General features: G+C 71.9%; 16 protein-coding genes. 7 read left to right on the top strand and 9 right to left on the bottom strand.

Annotation, left to right across the window (positions count from 1 at the left end; translation table 11 throughout):
• Positions 1 to 75: 75 nt before the first annotated feature.
• The 3 genes from ACFXMG_RS16495 to ACFXMG_RS16485 all read right to left on the bottom strand — a co-directional run bounded on the left by ACFXMG_RS16495 (position 76) and on the right by ACFXMG_RS16485 (position 4,417).
• Positions 76 to 867 (bottom strand): enoyl-CoA hydratase/isomerase family protein, encoded by a 792-nt coding sequence (locus tag ACFXMG_RS16495; RefSeq protein WP_383822742.1) that lies wholly within the window; start codon positions 865 to 867, stop codon positions 76 to 78.
• A 9-nt stretch (positions 868 to 876) separates the two neighbouring features.
• Positions 877 to 3,099 (bottom strand): acetate--CoA ligase family protein, encoded by a 2,223-nt coding sequence (locus tag ACFXMG_RS16490; protein WP_383822739.1) that lies wholly within the window; start codon positions 3,097 to 3,099, stop codon positions 877 to 879.
• Positions 3,100 to 3,262: 163 nt separating this feature from the next.
• On the bottom strand, positions 3,263 to 4,417 hold the full coding sequence (locus ACFXMG_RS16485; protein WP_383822737.1) for a flavin-containing monooxygenase: 1,155 nt from the start codon (positions 4,415 to 4,417) through the stop codon (positions 3,263 to 3,265).
• Positions 4,418 to 4,571: 154 nt separating this feature from the next.
• Between ACFXMG_RS16485 and ACFXMG_RS16480 the strand changes: the two genes are divergently transcribed.
• Positions 4,572 to 5,024 (top strand): DoxX family membrane protein, encoded by a 453-nt coding sequence (locus tag ACFXMG_RS16480; RefSeq protein ID WP_383822733.1) that lies wholly within the window; start codon positions 4,572 to 4,574, stop codon positions 5,022 to 5,024.
• 28 nt (positions 5,025 to 5,052) lie between these two features.
• On the opposite strand, the gene ACFXMG_RS16475 is transcribed toward ACFXMG_RS16480, so the two are convergent.
• Complete coding sequence (locus ACFXMG_RS16475; RefSeq protein WP_383822730.1) at positions 5,053 to 6,249, bottom strand: RNA-guided endonuclease InsQ/TnpB family protein; 1,197 nt, start codon at positions 6,247 to 6,249, stop codon at positions 5,053 to 5,055.
• A gap of 175 nt (positions 6,250 to 6,424) precedes the next feature.
• Here ACFXMG_RS16475 and ACFXMG_RS16470 point away from each other — a divergent pair, with 175 nt between their 5' ends.
• The 4 genes from ACFXMG_RS16470 (at position 6,425) to ACFXMG_RS16455 (ending at position 9,805) form a co-directional block, all read left to right on the top strand.
• Complete coding sequence (locus tag ACFXMG_RS16470; RefSeq protein ID WP_383822727.1) at positions 6,425 to 6,826, top strand: Zn-ribbon domain-containing OB-fold protein; 402 nt, start codon at positions 6,425 to 6,427, stop codon at positions 6,824 to 6,826.
• Between the two features lie 140 nt (positions 6,827 to 6,966).
• Positions 6,967 to 7,422, top strand: coding sequence for a hypothetical protein (locus ACFXMG_RS16465; protein WP_383822724.1), 456 nt, complete (start codon positions 6,967 to 6,969; stop codon positions 7,420 to 7,422).
• Positions 7,423 to 7,428: 6 nt separating this feature from the next.
• Positions 7,429 to 9,237: an alpha/beta hydrolase gene (locus tag ACFXMG_RS16460; protein ID WP_383822721.1), complete on the top strand. Its 1,809-nt coding sequence runs from the start codon at positions 7,429 to 7,431 to the stop codon at positions 9,235 to 9,237.
• Positions 9,230 to 9,805: a hypothetical protein gene (locus ACFXMG_RS16455; protein ID WP_383822719.1), complete on the top strand. Its 576-nt coding sequence runs from the start codon at positions 9,230 to 9,232 to the stop codon at positions 9,803 to 9,805. The genes ACFXMG_RS16460 and ACFXMG_RS16455 overlap by 8 nt, the downstream gene beginning before the upstream one ends.
• Positions 9,806 to 9,824: 19 nt before the next feature.
• Here the strand turns inward: ACFXMG_RS16455 and ACFXMG_RS16450 are convergent, their stop codons facing one another.
• On the bottom strand, positions 9,825 to 11,855 hold the full coding sequence (locus ACFXMG_RS16450) for a protein kinase (RefSeq protein WP_383822716.1): 2,031 nt from the start codon (positions 11,853 to 11,855) through the stop codon (positions 9,825 to 9,827).
• Positions 11,856 to 12,028: 173 nt separating this feature from the next.
• Here ACFXMG_RS16450 and ACFXMG_RS16445 point away from each other — a divergent pair, with 173 nt between their 5' ends.
• The gene (locus tag ACFXMG_RS16445) at positions 12,029 to 12,397 is read left to right on the top strand and encodes a hypothetical protein (RefSeq protein ID WP_383822713.1); all 369 of its coding nucleotides are present in this window, start codon (positions 12,029 to 12,031) and stop codon (positions 12,395 to 12,397) included.
• On the opposite strand, the gene ACFXMG_RS16440 is transcribed toward ACFXMG_RS16445, so the two are convergent.
• The gene (locus tag ACFXMG_RS16440; protein WP_383822710.1) at positions 12,381 to 12,626 is read right to left on the bottom strand and encodes a DUF397 domain-containing protein; all 246 of its coding nucleotides are present in this window, start codon (positions 12,624 to 12,626) and stop codon (positions 12,381 to 12,383) included. The two genes, ACFXMG_RS16445 and ACFXMG_RS16440, sit on opposite strands and share 17 nt — an antisense overlap.
• Positions 12,623 to 13,486 (bottom strand): Scr1 family TA system antitoxin-like transcriptional regulator, encoded by an 864-nt coding sequence (locus ACFXMG_RS16435; RefSeq protein WP_383822786.1) that lies wholly within the window; start codon positions 13,484 to 13,486, stop codon positions 12,623 to 12,625. Before ACFXMG_RS16435 ends, ACFXMG_RS16440 begins: the two co-directional genes overlap by 4 nt.
• Before the next feature lie 91 nt (positions 13,487 to 13,577).
• Here ACFXMG_RS16435 and ACFXMG_RS16430 point away from each other — a divergent pair, with 91 nt between their 5' ends.
• The gene (locus ACFXMG_RS16430) at positions 13,578 to 13,991 is read left to right on the top strand and encodes an ATP-binding protein (RefSeq protein ID WP_383822707.1); all 414 of its coding nucleotides are present in this window, start codon (positions 13,578 to 13,580) and stop codon (positions 13,989 to 13,991) included.
• 12 nt (positions 13,992 to 14,003) lie between these two features.
• On the opposite strand, the gene ACFXMG_RS16425 is transcribed toward ACFXMG_RS16430, so the two are convergent.
• Both ACFXMG_RS16425 and ACFXMG_RS16420 read right to left on the bottom strand, forming a co-directional pair.
• Positions 14,004 to 16,268 (bottom strand): FG-GAP repeat domain-containing protein, encoded by a 2,265-nt coding sequence (locus ACFXMG_RS16425; protein WP_383822704.1) that lies wholly within the window; start codon positions 16,266 to 16,268, stop codon positions 14,004 to 14,006.
• A 35-nt stretch (positions 16,269 to 16,303) separates the two neighbouring features.
• The gene (locus ACFXMG_RS16420; protein ID WP_383822700.1) at positions 16,304 to 18,556 is read right to left on the bottom strand and encodes an FG-GAP repeat domain-containing protein; all 2,253 of its coding nucleotides are present in this window, start codon (positions 18,554 to 18,556) and stop codon (positions 16,304 to 16,306) included.
• Positions 18,557 to 18,594 lie beyond the last annotated feature (38 nt).

The following is an 18,594-nucleotide window of genomic DNA, read 5'->3' as shown; positions in this document are numbered from 1 at the left end:
AAGGTGAACGGCATATGCACTCCATATGCGCGGACACACTGTAAGGGCGGCCCCCGACAACCGCCCAACGCCCCGTCACCGCCCCTCGTACCGCGCCTCCCGCCGCTCCACGAACGCCGCCACGCCCTCCTGGGCGTCGCGCGTCGTCATGTTCAGTTCCTGGGCCGTCGCCTCCGCCGCGAAGGCGGTGGTGCGGTCGGTGTCCAGGGAGGCGTTGATCAGTTGTTTCGTGAGGGAGAGGGCTCGGGTGGGGCCTTGGGCGAGGCGTTCGGCCCATTCCCGGGCCGTCTTGGTCAGGTCCTCCTGCGGGACCACCCGGTTGACCAGGCCCATCGCCTGCGCCTCCCTCGCCGGCAGCGCGTCGCCGAAGAACATCAGTTCCTTCGCCCGCTGGGGACCGATCAGGCGCGGCAGGAGGTACGCGCCGCCGCCGTCGGGGACCAGGCCGCGGCGGGCGAAGACCTCGACGAAGCGGGCGGACTCGGCGGCGATGACCAGGTCGCACGCGAGGGCGAGGTGCGCGCCGATGCCCGCCGCCGTGCCGTTCACCGCCGCGATCACAGGCTTCTCGCAGTCCATGACGGCCGCGATGAACCGCTGCGCGCCCTGGCGGATCATGCGGGAGACGTCGCCCGCGATCCGGTCGGCGGAAGCCGGTGGGCCGCCGCGCAGGTCCGCCCCCGCGCAGAAGCCCCTGCCCGTGCCGGTCACCACCACCGCCCGTACCGACGCGTCCGCGGACGCCTCCGCGAGCAGGGCGATGATGCGCTCCCGCTGGTCCCAGGTCACCGCGTTCATCGCCTCGGGGCGGTTGAGCGTGATCCACGAGACGCCGTTCTCGACCGTGTGCAGCACATCCTCGGTCATGGGGGGCTCCTATCGGCAGACCGCCAGCGCGTCCAGGGCCACCGCGCCCTGGCCGCGCGGCAGCACCATCAGCGGGTTGATGTCGAGTTCGGCGAGGTCGCCGTCGAGTTCCAGGGCCATCCGCTGGACCCGCAGCACGACCTCCACGAGCGCGTCGATGTCGGCCGGCGGTGCGCCGCGTACGCCGTCGAGGAGGGCCCGGCCGCGGAGTTCGTCCAGCATCGAGCGGGCCTCGCCCTCGCCGAAGGGCGGTACGCGGACGGCGGTGTCGTTCAGGACCTCCACCAGGACCCCGCCCAGGCCCACCGTGACCGTCGGGCCGAACAGCTCGTCGCGGGTGACGCCGACGACCATCTCGACGCCCTTGCCCACCATCTGGCAGACGAGGATGCCGTCGAGGTCGATCTGCTCGTAGCGGGCGATGTCGGTGAGGTCGCGGTACGCGTCGCGGACCTGGCTCGCCGACGTCAGCCCGACCTTCACCAGGCCCAGCTCCGTCTTGTGGGCGAGCTGCCCGCCGGACGCCTTCATCACCACCGGGTAGCCGACGAGCCCCGCCGCCCGGACGGCCGCCGCCGCGCTCGTCACCAGCTGCTCGCGCGGGACGCGGATGCCGTACGCGCGCAGCAGTTGCTTGGCCGCGTGCTCGCTGAGCCGCTGCCCGGGCCGCATCAGCGCCTGCGCCTTGCGGAAGGACGGGGACGGGGTGCGGGGGGCCTCGTCGAAGGGGGAGCGGTAGGCGGCGGTGAAGCGGTGGTGGTCGAGATAGGACTTCACCGCGCCGATGCAGTTGGCGAAGGTGCGGAAGGTGGCGACGCGCGAGGAGCCGAGGAGCGTCGTCCGGTACGCGTCCTCCGTCCCGACGGGCGAGCCCCACACCACGCACACCAGCTTGTCGGTGGCCTCGGCCGCCTCCACCAGGTCCTGCGCGAGCTTGTCGCTCATGGGAGGGAAGGGGCCGGTGATGGGACAGATCAGGACGCCGACCGACGGGTCCGCGAGGATCGCGTCGATGATCTTCCGGCCGCGCCAGTCGCCCACCGGGTGCCCGCCGTTGTCGACGGGGTTGGCGACGTTCAGGTACTCCGGGATCCACTGGTGCAGCTCGTCCTGCTTCGCCTGCGGGAGCGTGGGCAGGGTGAGCCCGGCGGCCGTCGCGAGGTCGGCGAAGTGGGCTCCCGTACCGCCGGAGATCGAGTAGACGACGACGCCGTCCGCGAGCGGCTTGCGGGCGCGGGCGAGCAGGGTCGCGGTGTCCTGGAGCTGGTCGAGCCCGTCGACCCGGATCACCCCGAACTGCCGCATCGCCGCGTCCACGACCCGGTCCGCGCCGGTCAGCTTCCCGGTGTGGGAGGCGGCCGTCCGGGCGCCGGTCTCGGTCCTGCCGACCTTCACGGCCACCACGGGCACGCCTTCGCGGGCGGCGCGGTCGGCGGCGAGGAGGAAGGAGCGCCCGTCCTTGAGCCCTTCGACGTACGCGGCGATGGCGCCGACCTCGGGCAGCGAGGCGAAGTACGAGATGAAGTCGGAGGTCTCCAGGTCCGCCTCGTTGCCGGTCGGTGCCCAGTGGGAGAGCCGTACGCCCAGCTCCTGGAGGGTGAAGACGGGCCGGCCCTGGTGCCCGGACTGGGTGATGAGGGCGACGGCGGGGCCTTCGAGGTCGTCGCGGAAGCGCTCGAAGGCGTTGAGGTTGGTGTTGGGGCCGAGGAGGCGGATGCCGGTACGGCGCACGGCCTCGGCGAGCCGCTCCTGCGCGGCGGCACCGGTGGCGCCGGTCTCGGCGAAGCCGGAGGCGAAGGCGACGGCGAAGCGCACCTTGGCCTCGCCCAGCTCCTCGATGACGGGCAGCGGGTCGCCGACCAGGAGGACGGCGAGGTCCACGGGCCCCGGCAGGTCCCTGACGGACGGCACGCAGTCGATGCCGAAGACGCTCGTACGGGTCGGATGGACGGGTACGAGCTCCGCCCCGACCCGCTCGGCCCAGGCCAGCAGCTGCCTGGTGATGCCGGTGTTGGGCCGCCCCTCGGCGTCGGAGGCGCCGACGACGGCGACGGACCGGGGCCGGAAGAAGCGGTCGAGGTCGGGGACCTCGGCGTACAGCGCCCGCCCGCTGACGTCCCGGTCGCCGGGCGCGGCGGCGTGCCCGTGGACGGTCGTGCGGGGGGATTCCCCGCAGGCGTCCACCCGGGCGCGCAGACCGGTGGTGAAGGTGCCGTGAGTCGATCCAAGCATCGTTGCGCTCCGCCCTTCCGTGCAGGACGCGTCCCGGACAAGTGACCTGACGCCCAGTCAGATTACAGAACTGACGCTCAGTCAGGAATGGGGCGGGCCAGAGGAAGCACGAAGACCCCGCCGGGCGGGCGGGGTCCTGGGCGTTCTGAGGGTGTTGTAAGAGCTACTTCCGCTTCGTCCGGGCGATCCGGCGCGCGATCCGCTCCGCGTCCCGCGCCAGTTCTCTCAGCATTCCGCTGATCGGATTGGTGAAACCGGTGAAATAGAGCCCTGGCGCGTGGCGCGGGCTGCGCGGACCCGTCACGACCGGCCGGCCGCGCGTGTCGAGTACGTCGAGGTGGCCGACGAGGGGTTCGAGGGCTCGGCGGTAGCCGGTGGCGGCGATCACCGCGTCCGGGGTGATCCGGGTTCCGTCGGTGAGGAGCACCTCGCCGCCCTCCAGGGCCTCGACCGCCGCCACGACCTCGACCTTGCCGGACCGGATCGCGGCGACGAGCCCCACGTCCTGGACGGCGATGGCGCCGTCCCGCACGCGGCTGGCGAGGCCGGCGGCCGGGCGGGGCAGCCCGTGCGCGGAGAGGTCGGGCGAGGCGAAGCGGGCCATGCCCCGGCCGAGCAGGTCCACCAGGAAGACCGGCAGGCGCCGGACCAGGATGCCGGAGCGCTGCGCGGGCCAGCCGGCCGTCGTGCGGCGCAGGATGTGCGGCGCGGTCCTGACGGCGATCCGGACCCGTCCTGCCCCGCCCTCGGCGAGGTCCGCGGCGATCTCGGCGCCGGTGTTGCCGATGCCGACGACGAGCACGTCCTTCCCCGCGTACGCCTCCGGGTTCCGGTACTCGCGGGCGTGGACGAGCTCGCCCTCGTACGTGTCGAGGCCCGGCCACGGCGGCACGCGCGGGGTGTGGTTGTAGCCGGTGGCGACGACCACCGCCCGGCCGGTCAGCCGCCGCCCGCCGGTCGCGTGCAGCACCCAGGTCCCAGTCCCGTCCTCCGCGCGCTCGATCCGGTGCACCTCGACGCCCGTGACGACGTCCAGCTCGTGCTTCTCGGTGTACGCCTCCAGGTAGCGGACGAGGTCGGCGCGGGCGACCCAGCGGCCGTACGCGCGGGGTATCCGCAGCCCCGGCAGGGCGGAGAGGCGCCGGGTGGTGTGCAGCCGCAGCCGGTCGTAGTGGCCGCGCCACGAGCTGCCGACGTCCCCGGACTTCTCCAGGACGACGGCGCGGACGCCGCGGGCGCGCAGGGTGGCGGCGACCGCGAGCCCGCCGGGGCCGGCGCCGATGACGTACACCGGTTCTTGGGGGGTGGTGGTGACCATGAATGCTGAGCGTAATGACGTGTACACGTAGTGGGTCTCGGTCAAGAGGGATTTCGGTTGCGAAACGGTCACGCGCGCCGACCCCTTGCGGAGGCCGGGGCCGCTGCGCTGAACTGACGTACCGTCAGATGAGTACGTTCGAGGAGGCCCGCGCATGCAGACCGTCTGGCTCACCGGCGCCGAATGGCTCGCCGTCCTCCGCATCGGCCTCGGCCTGTGGTGGCTGGAGAGCTGGCGCCACAAGGACCGCGAGGGCTGGTTCGAGCGCGGCACCGGCATCGCCTGGGCGGCGGACGTCGCCGGCAAGCACCGGTGGCCGCAGGTCAAGAAGGGCTTCGACGCCGTCGTCGCCCCGCGCCCCAAGCTCATGGCGTACGTCGTCGTCTACGCCGAACTCGCCCTCGGCCTCGGCCTGATCAGCGGCTTCCTCACCCCGATAGCCCTGGTCGGCGGCCTCCTCCTCAACCTCCTCTACCTCGTCCTGATGATCCACGACTGGGCCGAGCAGGGGCAGAACGCGATGATGGCGCTGATCTCCCTGGTGGCCCTCTTCGCGATGTCCTGGCAGACCTGGTCCCTCGACTCCGCGATCGGACTCTTCTGTTGACCTCCCCCCTCACTGATGAGGGGGAGTCCTACGGCTCGCGCCGTGGGGTTTTCTGCTTCTTCGCCGACTGCCCGCCCGGAGTTCTCCGTTGAGGTCTTACGCCGGCTCCACAGACCGACACCGCCAGCCCGGCGGCCTTGAGGTTCTTCGCCGCGTTCACGTCCCGGTCATGGGTCGTGCCGCAGCTCTCGCACGTCCAGGTGCGGACGCCGAGCGGCATCTTCTCCTGAAGGGAGCCACAGTGGGAGCACAGCCTGGAGGAGGGGAAGAAGCGGTCGACCGCGATCACTTCCCGCCCGTACCAGGCGGCCTTGTACTCCAGCAGGCATCGAAACTCGCTCCAGCTCGCGTCCGAGATCGCCCGGGCGAGTGTGTGGTTCTTGACCATGTTGCGCACGGTCAGGCCCTCGATCACGATCGTTTGGTTCTCACGAACGAGCCGAGTGGTCAGCTTGTGCAGGCCGTCCCGCCTGCGGTCGGCGATCCGAGCATGGATCTTCGCCACCCTGCGGCGGGCCTTGGCCCGGTTGGCACCATCGCCCTTCGCCTTGCGGGCCAGCTGCCGCTGGGCGCGGGCGAGCCGGGCGCGGTCGCGGCGCTCGTGCCGTGGGTTGGCGATCTTCTCGCCCGTGGACAGGGTCAGCAGGTGGTCCAGGCCCACATCCACCCCGACCGCCGCATCGACCGGAGGCAGCGGCCTGACAGCCGGGTCGTCGCACAGCAGCGAGACGAACCAACGCCCGGCCGCGTCCTGGGACACGGTGACCGTCGAAGGACTCGCCCCGGCGGGAAGCGGGCGCGACCACACGATGTCCAGCGGCTCTGCCATCTTCGCCAGCGTCAGCCTGCCGTCACGGAAACGGAAACCGGAGGTGGTGTACTCGGCCGATCTCCGGGACCTCTTCTTCGACTTGAACCGCGGGTACTTGGCCCGCTTGCCGAAGAAGTTCGCGAACGCGGCCTGGAGGTGCCGCAGGCACTGCTGGAGCGGAACCGACGACACCTCGTTGAGGAACGCCAGCTCCTCGGTCTTCTTCCACGCCGTCAGCATCGCCGACGTGGCGTTGTAGTTCACCCGCTCCTGCCGCGCCCACGCTTCCGTACGGGCGGCGAGCGCCAGGTTGTAGACCTTGCGCACACATCCGAACGTGCGCGACAGCTCTGCCGCCTGCGCGTCGGTCGGATGGAAGCGGTACTTGAACGCCCGCTTCACACACGTCGTCATGCTCACAAACTAGCTGGGCAGTAGCTGAAGGGCCGAACCTGCGGGTCAGAGCACTGCATTCGCCCTGGCGGCGAACCTCAGTCCGTTGCCCCGATCCGCCGGAGTCTTGCCTCTCCCCGAACAAGGGGAGGTACCCCACCCCCGGCTGAAGCCGGGGCATCCCGAGAGGATTCAGATGACGGCCACCCCCGACATCGACGCCTTCACCCGCCCCTACTGGGACGCGGCCGCCGAAGGCCGCCTGCTGCTACGCCGCTGCCGGGCCTGCGCCCGCCCCCACCACTACCCGCGCGAGTTCTGCCCCCACTGCTGGAGCGAGGACGTCGACTGGGAGCGCGCGAGCGGCCGCGCCACGCTCTACACATGGTCCGTCGTCCACCGCAACGACCTCCCGCCCTTCGGCGAGCGCGTGCCCTACGTGGCCGCCGTCGTCGACCTGGCGGAGGGCCCGCGCATGATGACGGAGGTCGTGGACGTGCCGGAGCACGAGCTCCGCCCGGACATGGAGCTGACGGTCGCCTTCCGGACGGGCGAGGATGGCGTCACCGTACCGGTCTTCACGACACCTCCCTCCTGAGTACGCAAGAGCACGCGTACTCATCCCGCCTCCGTGCCCGGACGGGCCCGAGGAGCAAGGGAGTTCATAGGATGAGGCTCCGTCGAGGCGACGTTCCGGCAGTGCGTCGGCGCCGACGGCGGGGAACGGGGGTGCAGCGCATGGCGTGGGACGAGTGGGAGCAGATCAAGGCCGGTGTGGCGCAGGGCGGTTCCGAGCAGATGCGGCTGAACCAGGCGGCTTCCGTGGACGGCGGCGGGTCCGGCACCTCCGCCGGGGACCTGAGGTCGGACAAGAAGGCGTGGGCGCGGGCGGGCCAGGGCGTGAAGGGCCTGAAGGAGGGCGTCGGCAAGGGACTGACGGCGCTGTCCGACGGCCAGGCCGGTCTGGGGGACGGCGCGAACGTCCAGAGCGCGGCGGCCCAGAAGGAGCTGTACGACTCCTGGAAGAAGTACCTCGGCGACGTGAACGGGCGGTGCGAGGCGCTCGGCGGGCTTCTGGAGGGCGCTGGCCACGACCTCGCCAAGTCTGACGAGGCGGTCCTTGCCGATCTGAACCGTCTCAAGGCGCGGTACGAGGACACCGAGGCCGTCGGCGGCCAGGCGAAGGGGAACTGACCGGACATGGACCTCGCGACGCTGAAGGCCTTCAAGCCGGCGGAGTACGAGCAGGCGGCGGACGGCTACCGGGCGGCCGGTGACATGGCGAGCGCCGCCAAGGACGCCCTGGACAACCAGGTCTCCGCGGGCATGCGCAAGGACCGGCTGGAGGGCGAGGCGGCGAACGCCGCCCTGGCGGAGCTCAAGGAGCTGTCGAAGAACTTCCACTACGCGCAGACCGAGTGCGGTCTGGCGAGCACGGCCCTGAACGGCTTCGCCTTCGACTTGGCGGCGGCGAAGCGGAGACTGGACACGGCCCTGGAGGACGCCGCCGCGAACGGCTGCACGGTGAACGCCGACGGTTCGGTGTCGTACCCGGCCGGCCGCAAGCCCGGCGAGGAGAAGGACGCCCCGGGCGGCTCGGTGGGCGGGAGCGCCGGGGGCAGCGCGACGTCCGACGCGATCGAGCGCCAGGCGGCGAACGTCCACCCGAACCCCCATTACGGCAAGGCGATGGGGTACGCGAACCGGGTCGCCGACGCCCTGAAGGAGGCCGCCGACGCGGACGCGAAGTGGGCGCCCCGGCTGCGGTCGCTGAGGGCCGACGACGACCTGAAGGTCTCCGACCGCGACTGGACCGACGCCCACGCGGACGCCGGCGGCGTCCGCGAGGCGGGCAAGGGCTACCTCGACTCCCTGCCGGACGCCCCGAAGAACGGGGACCCGAAGGAGAACGCGGCCTGGTGGAAGGGGCTGACGCCCGAGGAGCAGTCCGCCTACATGTCGCTGAACGCGGCGCAGGTCGGCGCCCTCGACGGGCTGCCCTCCGCCACCCGCGACGAGGCCAACCGCATCGTCCTCGCGGAGAAGCGGGCGGAGCTCGAACTCCGCCTTGCCGCGATCCCCCCGGAGCCGCAGAAGGTCCTCTACGGGAGCAGCTACCCGTACCGTAATCCGGAGTGGACGGTGTGGAACGAGAAGTACGGCGGCGAGCTCAAGTCCGTCACCGACAACCTCAAGGGCGTGCGGGCCATCGAGGCCCGCTTCGACGCCACCGGCAAGGACGGCCTGCCGGAGGCGTACCTGCTGGGCTACGACACCAAGGGCGGCGGGCGGGCCGTCGTCGCCAACGGCAACCCCGACGTCGCCGACCACACCGCCGTCTTCGTCCCCGGCACGTACACGAACATCACGGAGACCGAGAAGTACATCCACCACATGAGCGAGATGTGGAAGGAGACCAACGCCAAGGTCCCCGGCCAGAACGTCTCGACCATCACCTGGATCGGCTACGACGCCCCGCAGAGCATCGTCCCGGAGGCGATGAAGGAGCACTACGCCCACACCGCGGCCCCCGACCTGAACCGCTTCATGTCGGGCCTGGAGCACGTCCAGGGCGGCGACGACAAGAGCCACACCACGCTCATCGGCCACAGCTACGGGTCCACGGTCCTGGGCGCGGCCTCCAACGGGGGCGACCTCCGCACCGACGACATCATCGCGGTCGGCAGCCCCGGCATGCTCGTCGAGTACGCCAAGGAGCTCGACGTCGAGGAGGGTCACGTCTGGTCCCAGGCGGGCGGCTTCACCGACGACCAGGTGCCGCTGGGCGGCAAGCTCGCGGGTCTCGGCCGCAACTCCGACTGGTGGCAGGAGCTGCTGCCGTTCGGCGCGGTATGGGGACAGAACGTGCCGTCCGACGACGGATTCGGTGCCAATAAAATGGCCCACGACTCCGAGAGCCACACCGACTACTGGAGAGACGGCTCCGCGAGCATCGAGAACCAGGCCTCCGTGGTCGCCGGGCAGTACGACAAGGTGGAACGTGAGTGACATCGTGACTGACATATGGAACGCGGTCGGCCGACGTGCCGTCTCCGGCCCGAGGGCGCTCTTCCTCGCGGCCGCCATCGCGTCGCTCGCGGCGCTGACTGTGGGGTGTTCGGACGTGAAGGAACTCGACTACACGCCGGTCCGGATGGACCCGGACCCGGCCCGCACGAAGGCGCGGGAGGTGTCCAGCCGCCTCCTGGAGCTGACCGGGATCAAGGGCAAGGTCACCGAACCCGGCCCGAGCGTCTCGCGCTGCTCCGAGTACGGCGAGGACCTGTTCTCCACCTCGCACCCCTGGTCCGTGTACGCCCTGACCGACGCCCAGGTCGACAGCGGCATGCGGAACCTGCGCGAGGGACTCGGCGAGCACGGCTGGAAGATCACCAAGGACGGCAAGGCGAACTCCCAGGCCCAGGACCCGGAGATCTACGCCGAGAACAAGGCCGAGCAGTTCGCCGTGCACGTCGTCGCCATGAAGGACGGAGGCAACCAGACCATGCTCAACTTCAAGGTCGTCTCCGCCTGCTACCGCGCGGCCTCCGCCGCCGACCTGGACGGCGAGTACTGACGGGCGGGGCGGGCGGGGCCTACAGGGCGCCGATGTTGCGCCAGTGCTGAGCGGCGCTGTACCCGCTGTTGCAGGTGAAGGAGATCACGCCGCCCGGGTTGGCCGTCAGGCACTGGCCATTGCTCACGTTGATGACCTGGCGCCCGCCCGACGAGGAGGAGCCGAACTTCCAGGACTGGCTGCTCGCGCTGGTGCAGGGTCCGACCGTGGCGGCGATGCCGCTGCTCGGCTGGAGGCAGTCGCCGGACTTCTTGCTGACCAGCCGGAAGGACCCGTCCCCGTTGGCCTTGTAGGTCCAGGAGTAGCCGGCGAGGGTCGGCTGGGAGCCGCACGGCCTTGAGTTGATGGTCGTCACCCCGTACGGCTGCTTGTACTCCGCCAGGCAGTCGCCGCTGTTCCCGTTCTCCAGCGCGTACGTCCCCGAGGGCCCCGAACCGCCCCCGCCGGAGGTGGGCCTGGGCGTGGGCTTCGGCGTCGGCTTGGGCGTCGGCTTCGGCTTCGGCGGGGCCGTGGTCGGGCGCGGGGCGGACGTCGTCGGACGGGTGGTGGTGCCGCCGGAGGAGCCGCCCGAGGAGCCCCCGGACGAGCCGCCCGAAGAGCCACCCGAGGTGCCTCCCGACGTGGTCGTCGAGCCGCCCCCGGACGAGCCGCCGGAAGAGCCCCCGGAGGTCGACGTACCGCCCCCGCCACTGCCACCGGAGACGGCACCGCCCCCGCCCGCACCACCCTCCACAGGCGGCGGTACGACGGGCGGCGGGCTCCCCGGCGGTGTGGTGGCCGGGGGAGCGGAGGCGGTGCCGGACGCGGAGGCCGAGGGCGGGGCGGCGGACGAGGGCTTCGCGGCCGGGCCGGAGGGCGTGGCGGCCGGAGGGGCGAGCGTGGCGGTCGGGGAGCCGGAGGGCCGGTCCTGCGCGCCCGCGCGCCACTGCTCGTACGGGGCCAGCGTGAGCGTCAGCGTCGTACCGGTGGTGATCACGATGGGCACGGCCATCATGACGAGCCGGTTGCGCCGCTTGCGGTCCTTCCCGTCCGCCTGCTTCCCGGAGATCACGTACGCCGGGCCGGTCGCGGGCGCCTGCGGGGTCAGCGGGGCCGTGGCGACGTCCTGGGAGGGGTCGGCGGCCTCCAGGGCCGCCAGCTCCTCCTCGGTCGGCGCCCCGGCCGCGAACGCGGCCCGCTCGGCGATCCGCGCCGCCACCGGCTCCGGCCACCCGACGCCCGCCGCGCGCGCGTCCGCGTGTCCGACGAGCTCGGTCGCGGTCGGCCGGTCGTCCGGGTCCTTCGCCAGACACGTCCGTACGAGATCCGCGAGGTCCGGGTCCAGCTCGGTCAGCCGCCCGAAGTCCGGCTCCCCGTGCACGACCCGGTAGAGCAGGTCGTGCCCGGACCCGTCCCCGAACGGCGGCCGCCCGTTGGCCGCGTACAGGATCAGACTGCCGAGCGCGAAGACGTCCGCCGCCCCGGTCAGCACCTTGTCCGCGACGGCCTGTTCGGGCGCCATGTACGCGGGCGTCCCGATGATCATCCCGGTCTTGGTCAGCCGGCTCTGGTCGGCCGCCCGCGCCACCCCGAAGTCGATGAGCGAGAGCCCGTCCCCCGTGAGCATCACGTTGGACGGCTTGAGGTCCCGGTGCACCATCTCCGCCGCGTGCACCGTCCGCAGCCCCGCCGCCGCCTCCCGCAGCAGCCGCCACAGCGCGTCCACCGGCAGCGGCCCGCCGTTGAGCCGCAGCGCGTCGTTGAGCGTCACGCCCGGGATGAACGCCGTCGCGAACCACGGCGGCTTCGCCAGCCGGTCGCTCGCCAGCAGCCGCGTACTGGCCCCCGCGGGCAGCCGCGCCAGATTGTCCAGCTCGTGCCCGAAGTGGCTCAGGAAGTCCTTGTCCTCGGCGAGCGCCGGCAGCACCCGCTTCACGGCGGCGTACGTCCCCGGGACCGCGCCCAGGTACACCCGTCCCATCCCGCCGGAGCCGAGCACCCCGAGCAGGCGGAAGGCGCCGATACGGCGCGGATCGTCCGCGTCGAGCGGAATCGCGCCGCTACCGGTCAAATTAGAGTCGTTTTCCAATTCCCCCTGCATGGGCCACAGGGTAGCCCAGTGCGATCAGCATCTGAATCGGCGTCAAGGCGTTGTTACGGGGCTGTGGTTGAAGGTTCCGTGAAGAGCCCCCGCGGACGCCCGGAGTTCTTCCCTCCGCCACCGCCGCCCCCGACCCTGAGAGCATGCGACCCGCCCCCGGCGACATCGTCTACGCCTACCGCAAGCCGAAGCCGCCCTCCCGCCGCCGCTTCAGCCTCCGCCTCGGCCTCCAGCACCCCGTCCTGCGCCTCAACCCGATGTCCGTCACCGACGAGCACGGCCACGACTGGATCGAGGTCCTCCCGGTCCCGCGCGGAGTGCTCGACACCCATCTGGACCCCGACGCGGTCGTCCTCATCCCCGTCCTCGACGTCGCCTCCTACAAGGAGACCCTCACCCCGGAGGTCCTGCACGTCGTCCTCCAGGTCCTGGAAACAGGAAAGCCCCCCTGGCCGACGCTCAGGGAGGCTCTCCAAAGGGGCGACCACGGCGGCCCTAGACCCGCGAACTGACCTCCACGAACGCGGCCCAGGACGCGGGGGAGAGGGCGAGCTGGGGACCGTGGGGGACCTTGGAGTCACGGACGTGGATCGTGGTGGGGTGAGCGGCGACCTCGATGCAGTTGCCGCCTTCACCGCTGCTGTAGCTCGACTTGCGCCAGTCGTAGGCGACCTCGATGCACTCGCCGCCCTCGCCGCTGCTGTAGCTGCTCTTGAACCAGGCCAGATGTGCGGTGCTCATAGCTCTCCCAGCAATTTCTCTAGGTGCTCCAGGGACTCCAGGGGCGTGAGTGCCTGTGCGCGCATGATCCCATACCGCTCGCTGTACATCCGGACCTCATCGGGGTCGGTGATGAGGCGGGCGTGCTGGTAGCTCTCGGTGTAGGCGACCTCGCGTCGGCCTTTCAGCGTGAGCAGCGTGAACTGTCCGCCCAGTGCTGGGTGTTCCTCGCGATCGAGCGGCATGATCTGAAGGTGGACGTTCCTGAGCCGGGCCACCTCGGAGATGCGTTGGATCTGCTCCCGGAAGGCGTCTCTGCCGCCCATGGGGCGGTGGAGCACGCTCTCCTCGATGACGAAGCTCATCGTCGGCGGGGGCTGCTTCTCGAAGATGACCTGGCGGTCGAGGCGGTCAGCCAGCAGCTTCGCGATCCTCTCCTCGTCGTGCAGCGGCCGGCGGTGCCGGAAGACGGCCTCCGCATAGGCGTGCGTCTGGAGGATGCCCGGCACGGCCTGTGGGGCGTAGTAGTGCAAGGCCGCCGCCTCCGCCTCTGCCGCCGCATAGCTCCGGAACCAGTCGGGATGCCGGACCCGCGCCCGCGCGAGCGCCTTCTCCGTGTCCTCGACAGCCGCAGCGAGCACACCGCCCGCCTTCAACGGCCCGTCCGCCCGCAACAGGAAATCAGGTTGTGGAGTCCGTACTCCCCTCTCGATCGCGGACACGAGATCCTCGCTACAGTGCGTGACCGAGGCGAGCTGTGCCTGGCTGAGGCCCGCGTTCTGGCGCAGGACCTTGATGATTTTTCCCAGCGCCTTGAACAGGTGCGTCGTACCGTCTACTTCGGAGGGCTTTTCCGGCCGCTCCTCGTGCTTCCCCGACATCCGTACCGCCTTCTTGGCGTACTCGTACAGTGACTCAGCGTCGTGGCGTCGCTGCTGGTCAGCGTACGGCGGGGGCGCCACTCTCGAAGGCATGAAGCCGGAAATCACCACTCCAACAAGTGAGTACGCGCCGGAGTTCGCGCTCCGTCTGAGCCCCACGCCCCGGGGCGCGCGGCTGGCCCGCCTGCTGGCGGCGCACCAGTTGCGCGACTGGGGTGTGACGGGTGTGGCGGCGGAGGCGGCGGAGCTGGTGGTGGCGGAGCTGGCGAACAACGCGGTGCAGCACGGCCGCGTGCCGGGCCGCGACTTCGAGCTCCGCATGGCGTGCGACGGCGCACACGTCACGGTGGAGCTCTCCGACGCGCGGGCCGAACGCCGTCCCTTACCGTCCCGCACCCCCGACGAGGGCGGCTACGGACTCCTCCTCGTAGCCACCCTCGCCACCACCTGGGGCGTCAAGGACCGCCAGATCGGCAAGACGGTCTGGGCGACGGTCCGGACCTGACCGCCGTGCGGGTCAGGCGAGGAGGTTGAAGCTCCGGCTGTTGTGCAGGGCGTGGACTGCTCCGAGGGAGCGGAACGGCGCCCGCCAGTCGCCCGTGCCCCGGTGGACTCCCGGCGACAGACGGCTGTGGTCCGGGGTGGTCACGTACAGGTCGGGCTTCCCGTCCCGGTCGAGGTCGCCCGAGCCGACGAGATCGGTGTAGGCGCCCCAGCCGCCGCCGACCCGGGTCCGGGCGGCGAAGGTGCCGTCGCCCTTGCCGAGGTAGAGCCAGAGGACTCCGGCGCGGTCGCGGGCGACGAGGTCGCCGGCCGGGCCGCCCGCCAGGTTGCCGGTGGCCGTGATCCGGTCGTACGTCTGCCAGCCGCCGGAGCCGATCAGCCGGCGCGCGGCGAAGGGCGCGGACGCGACGCCCGTGCCGCGGTACATCCACAGCTTGCCGGACCGGTCCGTGGCGACCAGGTCGGGGCGGCCGTCGCCGGTCAGGTCGCTCCCGCCGGTCAGGTGGACGTACGTGCTCCACCCGTCGCCGATCCGGGTCCGGCCGGTGAACGGGGCCTTCCCGACGCCCGTCCCCCGGTACAGCCAGAGCACGCCGGCGCGGTCGCGGGCCACGAGGTCGGGGGTGCCGGTCCCGCCGAGATTGCCGGTGGCCTCGATCCGGTCGTAGATCTGCCAGCCGCCGCCGACGGGCGAATCCGGGTTCTGGGTGGTGTCGTTCCAGCCCGGGTGGTGGTGGACGTCCTGGATCCACAGCCTGCCCGAGGTGTCGCGGGCCAGGACGTCCGGCGAGCCGTCGCTGTCGTAGTCGTGCGCGCCGGTCTTGCGGGTGACCGTGAAGGAGCCGGACGCCTTCAGGGTGGGCCCGATGCCGTTGAGCGGGGCCGCGTTGATCTCCCAGGTGTACGGACCGGCCGAGGCGGAGGTCCAGAAGCCTTCGGTTGCCTGCCAGTCGAGCGTGCCGTTCCACTCGAACCGCATCGGCCGCGGGTCCTCGTCCCGTGTCGACTCGTCGATGTGCTCCTTGAGCGACTCGCCTGTGCGGGTGTTGCGGAGGGTGACCCACATGTTCACGTTGTTCCGGCTGAGGTACCAGGCCAGGGAGACGCCGCCGGCGCGGTCGAGGTCCACCGCCGTGGGGGCGGTGTGGCGGAGCAGCGTGACCTTCGTCGGCGCACCCGTCGCGACGAGCCGGGTGGCGGCCGGGACGCCGTCGGTGCCGGGGGCGATCCGGTAGAGGCCCTCGCCGCCGGCGACGGTGCCGCCGACGAAGCCGTGCGACTCTCCCGAGGTGCCGGCCGCGGACACCGTGTGGTCGAGGAGCTCGCGGGTGGCGGTGCCGGTGAGGCTGCGGGCGGTCAGCGCGTGGGCGGTGTCGGCGCGGTCCGCCTGGAGGCCGCCGGGGTGGGAGTACGTGACCCACTTCCCGACCAGGCCGATCAGCAGCCTGCTCGCCGTGGACACGTGGAAGCGTTGCTCTCGCCGGGTGGCGCGGTCGAGGACCACGACGTCCGTCCCCGCTCCCTGCCCGACCTCGGTCCAGGCGACGTACCCGGTGGAGAGGGCGTAGGCGCGGTTCATGCTTGAGCCTCCGGCCGAGTTCCGGCCGGAGGAGGTGACGGCGGCGGTGGTGAGGTCCACGACCGCCCAGTGACGGGCGGCCGTTGTCGTCCCCGCGCCGGTGGTGTAGGTCACCAGGGCCTCGTCGCCCGCACCCGCCACGGCGCCCAGCTCGGACGCGTCCGCGGGCAGCCCGGTCACCGTTCGGCGTACCGGCCCGTCCGGGCCGGGGGAGTAGACCTCCAGAGGGCCCTGGCCCGAGAGGGCGGCACGGGTGAAGAGGTGGGAGCCGACGGCCCCCGCGTACCGCTCCAGGCGCAGTGGCACGGAGAGGAGTTCCTTGTCCGCTGCCATGTCCCGCAGCGTGAAGGACCCGGACTTCTGGAGGACCACGACGTCCGAGTCGAGGGAGAGGGAGACGTGGCCGGTGTCCGGGAAGGTCGTCACCGCTCCGTCGAGCAGGCGGGTCCAGCGCTTGGCGTACGGATCGTCCCCTTCCTGGCTCAGGAATCCGGTCCGCCCCAGCCCCCGGACGCTGTCCCCGGGCTTGAGCAGGGGGGAGACCGCGTCGTCGGTGCCGGCGGGCGCGGCGGGCGCGGTGGCGCCGGCGGGGGGCCCGGCGGCGGTGGCCGGCAGGACGGCCGGACCGGCGGAGGCCAGCAGCAGGGCCGCCACGGCCGCGACGCCGAGACGGCGGCCGGCGGATCGTGAAGTGCGCATGGGGCTACTTTCCGGAGCTGGGGTGAAGGAGGGGATCAGAAGAGGTCGCCGAGCCAGGAGAAGTGATCGATCCGGTCGGACCGCGCGGGGGCGAAGGGCGTCTTCCACTGGCCGGTGCCGCGGAAGGTGTGCAGGACGTTCTCGTACTCGTCGTGGGAAGGGCCCTGCGCGAGCAGGTCGTTGCGGCCGTCGCCGTCCACGTCGCCGATACCGATGAGGTTCGGGTAGGAGCCCCAGCCGCCGCCGATCCGGGTGCGGGCGGCGAAGGTGCCGTCGCCCTTGCCGAGGTAGAGCCAGAGGACGCCGGAGCGGTCGCGGGCGACGAGGTCGCCGGCGGGGCCGCCCGCGAGGTTGCCGGTGGCGGTGAGCTGGTTGTAGATCCCCCAGCCGCCGCCGATCCGCTTGCGCGCCGTGAAGGGGGCCTTGGCGTTGCCGGTGCCGCGGTAGAGCCACAGCCCCCCGGCCCTGTCCGTGGCGAGGAGGTCGCCGCGGCCGTCACCGGTCAGGTCGGAACCGGCCGCGATCTGGCTGTAGGTCCCCCAGCCGCCGCCGATCCGGGTGCGCGGCGCGAAGGGTGCCTTGTGGCTGCCCGTGCCCGCGTAGAACCAGAGGACGCCGCTCTTGTCGCGGGCGACGAGGTCCCCGTTGCGGGTGCCGCCGAGGTTGCCGGAGGCGAGGATCCGGTCGTACGCGTTCCAGCCGCGGCCGACCGATATCTCGTACACCCGGTGCGTGTCGCTCCGGACCTGCCGGAGGTCGTGCGCCGTGAGGTGGCCGGAGGAACGTTCGAGGACGTCCGGGGAGCCGTTGTCGTCGAAGTCGTGCGGCTGGGGTGCGCGGGTGAGCGTGAAGGAGCCCTTGCGCTCGATGGACGGGCCGATGCCGTTGGCGGGTACGGCCTTCATCGTCCAGGTGTAGACGCCGTTGTAGGCCGGGAGGCCCTCCTCGTACACCCCGTCCCAGGTGAGGGGGAAGTCCGTGACGCCCTCCCGCGGTTCGGAGGCCATCGTCTCGGTCCGGCCGGAAGCGGTGTGCCTCAGCGTCAGCGACACCTTCGCGTTGGACCGGCTGAGCGTCCACCCGGCCTTCAGCCTCCCGCCCGCGCGGTCGAAGTCGAAGGTGCCGGTCGGCGGCAGGGTCTCCTCGACCACGGTGAGGGCGGTCGGCCGGTTCGCCGTGCGCACGAGTGTGGCGGCGGGCTTGCCGGTGGCCGGGTTCAGGGCGATCCGGTACAGGCCCTCGCCGCGGGCGACCGTGCCGCCGATGGCGAGCAGGGTGCCGTCGGCTTCGGGGACGAGGGACGTCGTGTGGTCCAGGAGCGCGAACGACTCGCCGGTCTTCGCGGAGCGGACGGTGAGCCGGTTGAGGGCGTTCGGGAAGAGCGCGGTGCCGCCGTCGGACCGGGCGTACGCCAGCCACTCGCCGAGCGCGTGGACCCGGCTGCTGCCCTCGTAGCCCTCGTAGCCCAGGGGCACCTGCGGGGTCCGCGGGACCGGCCCGGTACCCCTCGGGGCGATGAGGAGCAGGCTGTTCTCCGCCGGTCTCTCGATCCAGGCGGTGTGCGTCGGCGTCACGGTCACCGACTGGACGGCCGCCGAGGCGGCGGGGTACGTCTCGGTCAGCGCGCCGGTGGCCGGATCCACGAGGGAGAGGGAGACCGAGGAGGAGTTGAGCGTGTGATGGGTGACGGCGAGTGTCCCCAGGCCGGCGGTGAAGTGACTCCTGATGGTGTGGCCCTTCGGCACGGCGACCTCCCGGTCGACGACCTCGCCCCCCTCCAAGGAGACCAGGTGGAGCCTGCGGACACCGTCCACGCTCACCGACAGCACCAGCGTGCTGCCGATGACCCTGACGAGTTTGTACGGGTTGGCGCTCGTGTTGAACGCGGACGTGTCGATCACCACCGGCTCCGCGGCCCCGCCCATGTCGGTGAGCGTGAACACCGCCGCCCCGGTCTGGGTGACGATGACGTCCGACCCCGGGCCGTACATGTACGTCCTGAGGGGCAGCACCCTGGTCGACCCGTCGGCGTGGCTCGTCCACCGGTAGACGATGCCGTTGCGCTTGCCGCTGCGGGTGAGCATGCCGGTCCTGCCCGCGCTGAGGATCACCGAGTCGGCGGGGACGGTCAGCGGCGCGACCGTGTCGGCCGTGCCCTGCGCGGAGGGGGCGGGGGCGGGGGCCCCGGCCGCGAGGGCCGGGGCGGTCAGCGTCCCCGCGGTCACCGCGAGGGCGACGGCGACGGCCGCGCCGAGGCGGCGCGGGGCGGTGCTTCTGTGGTGCCTCATGGGGTGGGTCGCTCCAGGGGTTGGCACAGGGGTCGGGG

This window comes from Streptomyces sp. NPDC059201 (assembly GCF_042754585.1).
In the GTDB taxonomy this organism is placed as follows: domain Bacteria; phylum Actinomycetota; class Actinomycetes; order Streptomycetales; family Streptomycetaceae; genus Streptomyces.
This window is presented reverse-complemented; position numbering and strand designations above follow the sequence as displayed.

Bases quoted from the DNA above. Each gene is read 5' to 3' on its own strand.
- ACFXMG_RS16420 (WP_383822700.1), bottom strand. From the start codon at position 18,556: ATGAGGCACCACAGAAGCACCGCCCCGCGCCGCCTCGGCGCGGCCGTC.
- ACFXMG_RS16425 (WP_383822704.1), bottom strand. From the start codon at position 16,268: ATGCGCACTTCACGATCCGCCGGCCGCCGTCTCGGCGTCGCGGCCGTG.
- ACFXMG_RS16475 (WP_383822730.1), bottom strand. From the start codon at position 6,249: ATGACGACGTGTGTGAAGCGGGCGTTCAAGTACCGCTTCCATCCGACC.
- ACFXMG_RS16465 (WP_383822724.1), top strand. From the start codon at position 6,967: ATGGCGTGGGACGAGTGGGAGCAGATCAAGGCCGGTGTGGCGCAGGGC.
- ACFXMG_RS16480 (WP_383822733.1), top strand. From the start codon at position 4,572: ATGCAGACCGTCTGGCTCACCGGCGCCGAATGGCTCGCCGTCCTCCGC.
- ACFXMG_RS16490 (WP_383822739.1), bottom strand. From the start codon at position 3,099: ATGCTTGGATCGACTCACGGCACCTTCACCACCGGTCTGCGCGCCCGG.
- ACFXMG_RS16445 (WP_383822713.1), top strand. From the start codon at position 12,029: ATGCGACCCGCCCCCGGCGACATCGTCTACGCCTACCGCAAGCCGAAG.
- ACFXMG_RS16470 (WP_383822727.1), top strand. From the start codon at position 6,425: ATGACGGCCACCCCCGACATCGACGCCTTCACCCGCCCCTACTGGGAC.
- ACFXMG_RS16495 (WP_383822742.1), bottom strand. From the start codon at position 867: ATGACCGAGGATGTGCTGCACACGGTCGAGAACGGCGTCTCGTGGATC.
- ACFXMG_RS16460 (WP_383822721.1), top strand. From the start codon at position 7,429: ATGGACCTCGCGACGCTGAAGGCCTTCAAGCCGGCGGAGTACGAGCAG.
- ACFXMG_RS16435 (WP_383822786.1), bottom strand. From the start codon at position 13,486: ATGTCGGGGAAGCACGAGGAGCGGCCGGAAAAGCCCTCCGAAGTAGAC.
- ACFXMG_RS16430 (WP_383822707.1), top strand. From the start codon at position 13,578: ATGAAGCCGGAAATCACCACTCCAACAAGTGAGTACGCGCCGGAGTTC.
- ACFXMG_RS16485 (WP_383822737.1), bottom strand. From the start codon at position 4,417: ATGGTCACCACCACCCCCCAAGAACCGGTGTACGTCATCGGCGCCGGC.
- ACFXMG_RS16440 (WP_383822710.1), bottom strand. From the start codon at position 12,626: ATGAGCACCGCACATCTGGCCTGGTTCAAGAGCAGCTACAGCAGCGGC.